The sequence below is a fragment of the Streptococcus sp. HMSC072D05 genome (assembly GCF_001815805.1).
Taxonomy (GTDB): domain Bacteria; phylum Bacillota; class Bacilli; order Lactobacillales; family Streptococcaceae; genus Streptococcus.
Genome location: NZ_KV821988.1, coordinates 29,982 through 34,737, shown reverse-complemented (window position 1 = coordinate 34,737; position 4,756 = coordinate 29,982). Strand labels below are relative to the sequence as shown.

The following is a 4,756-nucleotide window of genomic DNA, read 5'->3' as shown; positions in this document are numbered from 1 at the left end:
TTTTTTTCTCATACGTACCATTCCTTCTTTCTAGTATTAGTCATCTTTTAAGCTGGAAAGATTGTAAAATCAACTAGATCACCATTATCAATCAAACGATGTCCAGCTTCTAGAACATCCTCCAAAGTAATTTCCTGTAAAATTTTCGGAAAATCAAAAATTGTTTCTCCGCGATCCATCGGATCGTATTGAGTTGCAATAAATTCCAAAGAGTTCATGCTACTGAAAAACTCCCCAAACATCTCACTCTTAACAAGATCTAAATGCTCCTCAGTAATATCCGCATCACTACTAAACTGACGAATCGCTTTACGAAATTGATGCGACAGAGAAACAGGCTCTTTGGTGTCCATTGTCAATATCACAAAATGAAAGCGACTGTTGACTTCAACCTCAAGTGACAATGACGTATCTAACTTCCCAGTCTCATATAACTTTTGAAAACGATCAGAAGTCCAACCAAACATCATCGTAAATAGTAATTTCAATAAAATATTGTAACGATAAGACTCCTCTTCCGTTATTTGACCAGTTCCTCTAATAGCAACAGCAAGCTTGGGTGAAGAAACTTCCATCCGAAGACTATCTGTTTGCTTCACAGGCTGCAAGGGTAGTTTCTCTTTTGTAACTGTAAACTGTTCTAAAGTCTTCTTTTCCTTTTTCGAAAAGTATTCCTCAACAACTTCCACATCAATATTTCCAACTAAAAACTGTGACATGTTGACAGGTTTGTAAAAGTCTGTAAAGTTCTCTTTTAAATTTGAAACTTGAATCTCAGCAATTGATTTTTCACTTCCAACAATATCTGTTGCTAAAGGAGTATCAGGATAAAGGTTGGCTAATGTTGCAAAAAACAAGCGTGAGTCTGGATCGTCTTGGTACATTTCTCGTTCTTGCTGGATAATATCCTGTTCCCTCAAAACAGACTCTTCAGTAAAATGAACATCTTTGACTAACTCATCTAGCAAATCTAAATTTTCTAATAGATGGTCAATTGTTGAAAAAAGATAGCTGGTCTTAGTAAAGCTTGTAAAGGCATTACTGTCCGCACCTAATCGAGTAAACGCGGCCATTATATCCTCAGAATTTTCTCTTTCAAATAATTTATGTTCAAGAAAATGTGCAATTCCTGCTGGATGATGACGTAAACCTTTGTCCAAGCTTGTATAAGTTGCATCTACAGAACCAAATTGAATCGTTACAATCCCATAAACCTCATTGAAATCTTGCTTAGGGAGTAAAGAAACTGTCAACCCATTTGACAATTTTGTTTTGTAGACTGTTTCCTTTACAGCAGAATAGTATTTTTCTTCAAAAGTAACCTTTGTCATTCTACTCCTTCCATAAAGTAAATCGCTTGTAACTTTAAACTGTTGGCAGCTTTACATACAGCTTCTTTCTCAACATTCTCTAATTTTGCCACCAATCGATCAATATCAAAGATTGATTTTCCAAATAGAGTATTCAAATAGACTCTTTCAACTAGGGTCTGTTGATTGTCTTGAGCCATCAACAAAGATCGTCGAATCATCTCCTTGGTTTGTTCAAGTTCAAAATCTGTAAAGTTACCCTTTTTCATATCTAGCAATTGATGATTCATCATTTTTCTAGCCTGATTTCGATTTTCTCTATCAATACCCGCATACATCCTTAACAGGCCACTAAACAAATCCAATTGACTCGAGACTGTATAGGCTATTCCAGCATTTTCACGAACGTTTGTAAAAAGTTTCGAATGTGCAAATTCACCCAACAAACCATTCATCACAAGCATGGGCAAATGCTCATCATTACCATATTTTACAGGAGAATGATAACCCAATTCCAAAATGGATTGCCCAACATTCCTCTGAATCATTCCCTCTCTTAGGACATTCGAACAAGATTGATAGTACTGGATAGTGATGCCGTTCTCTCTAACTGTAAAGGGTAATGACTTCAACGATTCTGTAATTTCTACTTCATTAAAATCACCTAAGAAAAAGAAATCAATACGATCATTCTTCAGAGCATTTTGAAAGCAAGTGTAGCTACTTTCTGGAGACTCATTTGAAATGCTATTTCGTAAATCACTGTATCTCAATTGAAGACGTTCATCATGGAAGAACAAGCTATCCAACTCCTTATGAGCAAAATAAAATGAATCATCCATATCAGTAGCTAAACTAGCCAATAACTGTTTTCTTTCAATTTCAAACAAGGCTGGCTCAAAAGCACCATCTTGAACTAAGGGGGAAAATAAAGTCTGTTTTACTAATTCCAAAATTCGAGAAGTCAAGACATTTTTTTTACTCAAAAACTCATCCCGCACGTAGGTAAATGTTAAGTCAAGAATATGTGCTTGTCCTCTACGATAAGCACTTGTGGAAATATCTGTTCCATATAAACTTGCCAAGTATCTGCGAAATGCTTGTGATGTTGGATAAGCTTGATTTGCCGTCTCCAACATACTCGCACTTAACATGCGTCCTGCTATTGTCTCAAGAGATAAGGGAGCAGTAAAACGAATAGTGATTTTATTTGTTTTAAACTTTTTGGATTGAACAAAATGTGCTGAAATTCCAGGCACTAATTCCATACCTTACCTCCTTACATATAGAGTTCTATTATACCACGAAAATCAAAATTTTTCTTGTTCTCTTTATAGCTTTAAAGAGTAAAACCGTTTTCATTTCAACTAACTTTCCTTCAGCTATTTCAAGGAAAATATGGTATAATACCAAAGATTGAGGTGAATTATGGAATACAAATTATTTGAAGATTTTATTACGCTCCAAGCCCTCCTAAAAGAACTTGGAATTATACAAAGCGGTGGTGCTATCAAATCCTTTTTAATAGATCATCAAGTTTACTTTAATGGCGAGTTAGAAAGTAGACGTGGGAAAAAAATCCGTATTGGAGATACGATTGACATTCCTGATTTAAAGATTGACATCACCTTGACAAAACCAAGTTTAAAAGAGCAAGAAGAGTATCAAGCAGATAAGATTGAGAAAGAGCGAATTGCTAAACTTGTCAAAGAGATGAATAAAGGTGTCAAGAAAGAAAAACAAAAAACTTCTTCATCACCCAAAACCAAACAAGTTCCACGTTTTCCAGGAAGATAACCATGTGGCTCCAACATTTAACAATTAAAACCTTTCGAAACTACAAAGAGGCAATAATTGATTTTAATCCAAAATTAAATGTCTTTCTAGGTCAAAATGCACAAGGAAAAACCAATATTCTAGAGGCAATCTATTTCTTGGCCTTGACACGTAGTCATCGGACTCGTACAGATAAAAATCTCATTCATTTTGATGACGAGCAACTCCATCTTTCTGGCTTGCTACAGAAAAAAACAAGCTCTATCCCTCTAGAAATTGATTTAACACCAAAAGGGCGTGTGACCAAGGTCAATCACTTAAAACAAGCTCGCCTATCAGACTACATCGGACATATGAATGTTGTCCTCTTCGCACCTGAAGATCTCCAGCTAATTAAAGGAGCGCCTTCTGTCCGTCGAAAGTTTATAGACATTGAACTGGGACAAATAAAACCAATCTACTTGTCAGACTTGTCAAACTACAACCATATACTCAAGCAGAGAAATACCTATCTAAAATCCAGCCAGAAGATTGACGATACATTTCTGTCAGTCTTAGACGATCAGCTAGTAGAGTATGGGTGTCGTGTTATAAAGCATCGGATAAAATTCATTAAAGACTTAGAGAAATTTGGTCAAAGAAAACACTTAGAAATTTCAAATAAATTAGAAGAGTTGTCAATATTTTATCAATCATCTGTCAACTTCACTGATGAAGAACAGCTAACACGTTCTTTTAAAACTGCTTTGGAGAAAAGCAGATCCAGAGACTTATTTAAAAAGAATACTGGAGTTGGCCCTCATCGAGATGATATTTCTTTTTATATCAATGGTATGGATGCTAGTTTTGGAAGCCAAGGTCAACATCGTAGTCTAGTACTTTCTATCAAACTAGCAGAGATTGAGCTAATGGAAAGTATTACAAACGAGTCTCCGATACTACTGCTTGATGATGTTATGAGCGAACTTGACAATACACGGCAACTAAAATTACTAGAAACCATTTCTCAATCTATCCAAACCTTTATTACAACAACAAGTTTAGACCACTTACAAAACTTGCCAGAAAACCTTAGTATTTTCAATATTCAAAACGGTAAAATTTCTGTAAATCAAAATTGACAAAACTGTAAACAAAAAGAACTCCTGAAAATCAGGAGTTCTTTTTTACTTCCTACATAGAGTAGTTTGGTGCTTCATTAGTAATTTGTACATCATGAGGATGACTTTCTTTTAGACCAGCCCCAGACATTTCAATAAATTGAGCGTTGTCGTGTAATTCTTTAAGGTTAGCTGCACCACAGTAACCCATACCAGAGCGAATACCACCAATCATTTGGAAGACAATATCAGCTGCTGCGCCTTTATAGGCAACACGTCCTTCAATTCCTTCTGGAACAAGTTTGTTTGCTTCATTGACAGAACCTTGGAAGTAACGGTCACTTGAACCTTTCTTCATTGCAGCGATTGATCCCATACCACGGTAAGTTTTAAACTTACGTCCTTGGAAGATTTCCGTTTCACCTGGTGCTTCGTCTGTTCCAGCGAACATTGATCCAAGCATAACCGCATTTCCACCTGCAGCAAGGGCTTTTACAATATCTCCAGAATACTTGATTCCACCATCAGCAATGATTGTTTTTCCATATTCACGCGCAACAGCTGCTGCAT

Annotated in this window: 5 protein-coding genes; 2 read left to right on the top strand and 3 right to left on the bottom strand. The window is 36.0% G+C overall.

Going from position 1 to position 4,756, the window contains the following annotated elements; translation table 11 throughout:
- Positions 1 to 47: 47 nt before the first annotated feature.
- Both yfmH and yfmF read right to left on the bottom strand, forming a co-directional pair.
- Complete coding sequence (yfmH, locus tag HMPREF3057_RS01740; RefSeq protein ID WP_049479386.1) at positions 48 to 1,331, bottom strand: EF-P 5-aminopentanol modification-associated protein YfmH; 1,284 nt, start codon at positions 1,329 to 1,331, stop codon at positions 48 to 50.
- Positions 1,328 to 2,578 carry an EF-P 5-aminopentanol modification-associated protein YfmF gene (gene yfmF / locus HMPREF3057_RS01735; protein ID WP_049479385.1) on the bottom strand — a complete coding sequence of 417 codons (1,251 nt, stop codon included), beginning with the start codon at positions 2,576 to 2,578 and terminating at the stop codon, positions 1,328 to 1,330. Before yfmF ends, yfmH begins: the two co-directional genes overlap by 4 nt.
- Before the next feature lie 160 nt (positions 2,579 to 2,738).
- Between yfmF and yaaA the strand changes: the two genes are divergently transcribed.
- Both yaaA and recF read left to right on the top strand, forming a co-directional pair.
- Complete coding sequence (yaaA, locus tag HMPREF3057_RS01730; RefSeq protein WP_049479384.1) at positions 2,739 to 3,107, top strand: S4 domain-containing protein YaaA; 369 nt, start codon at positions 2,739 to 2,741, stop codon at positions 3,105 to 3,107.
- A 2-nt stretch (positions 3,108 to 3,109) separates the two neighbouring features.
- The gene (gene recF, locus HMPREF3057_RS01725; RefSeq protein ID WP_049479383.1) at positions 3,110 to 4,207 is read left to right on the top strand and encodes a DNA replication/repair protein RecF; all 1,098 of its coding nucleotides are present in this window, start codon (positions 3,110 to 3,112) and stop codon (positions 4,205 to 4,207) included.
- A gap of 52 nt (positions 4,208 to 4,259) precedes the next feature.
- On the opposite strand, the gene HMPREF3057_RS01720 is transcribed toward recF, so the two are convergent.
- A partial coding sequence (locus tag HMPREF3057_RS01720; protein WP_180364439.1) for an IMP dehydrogenase occupies positions 4,260 to 4,756 on the bottom strand: 497 nt, incomplete at its 5' end.

Excerpts from the sequence above, each read along its gene's own strand:
- yfmH (WP_049479386.1), bottom strand. The coding sequence starts at position 1,331 with ATGACAAAGGTTACTTTTGAAGAAAAATACTATTCTGCTGTAAAGGAA.
- yfmF (WP_049479385.1), bottom strand. The coding sequence starts at position 2,578 with ATGGAATTAGTGCCTGGAATTTCAGCACATTTTGTTCAATCCAAAAAG.
- yaaA (WP_049479384.1), top strand. The coding sequence starts at position 2,739 with ATGGAATACAAATTATTTGAAGATTTTATTACGCTCCAAGCCCTCCTA.
- recF (WP_049479383.1), top strand. The coding sequence starts at position 3,110 with ATGTGGCTCCAACATTTAACAATTAAAACCTTTCGAAACTACAAAGAG.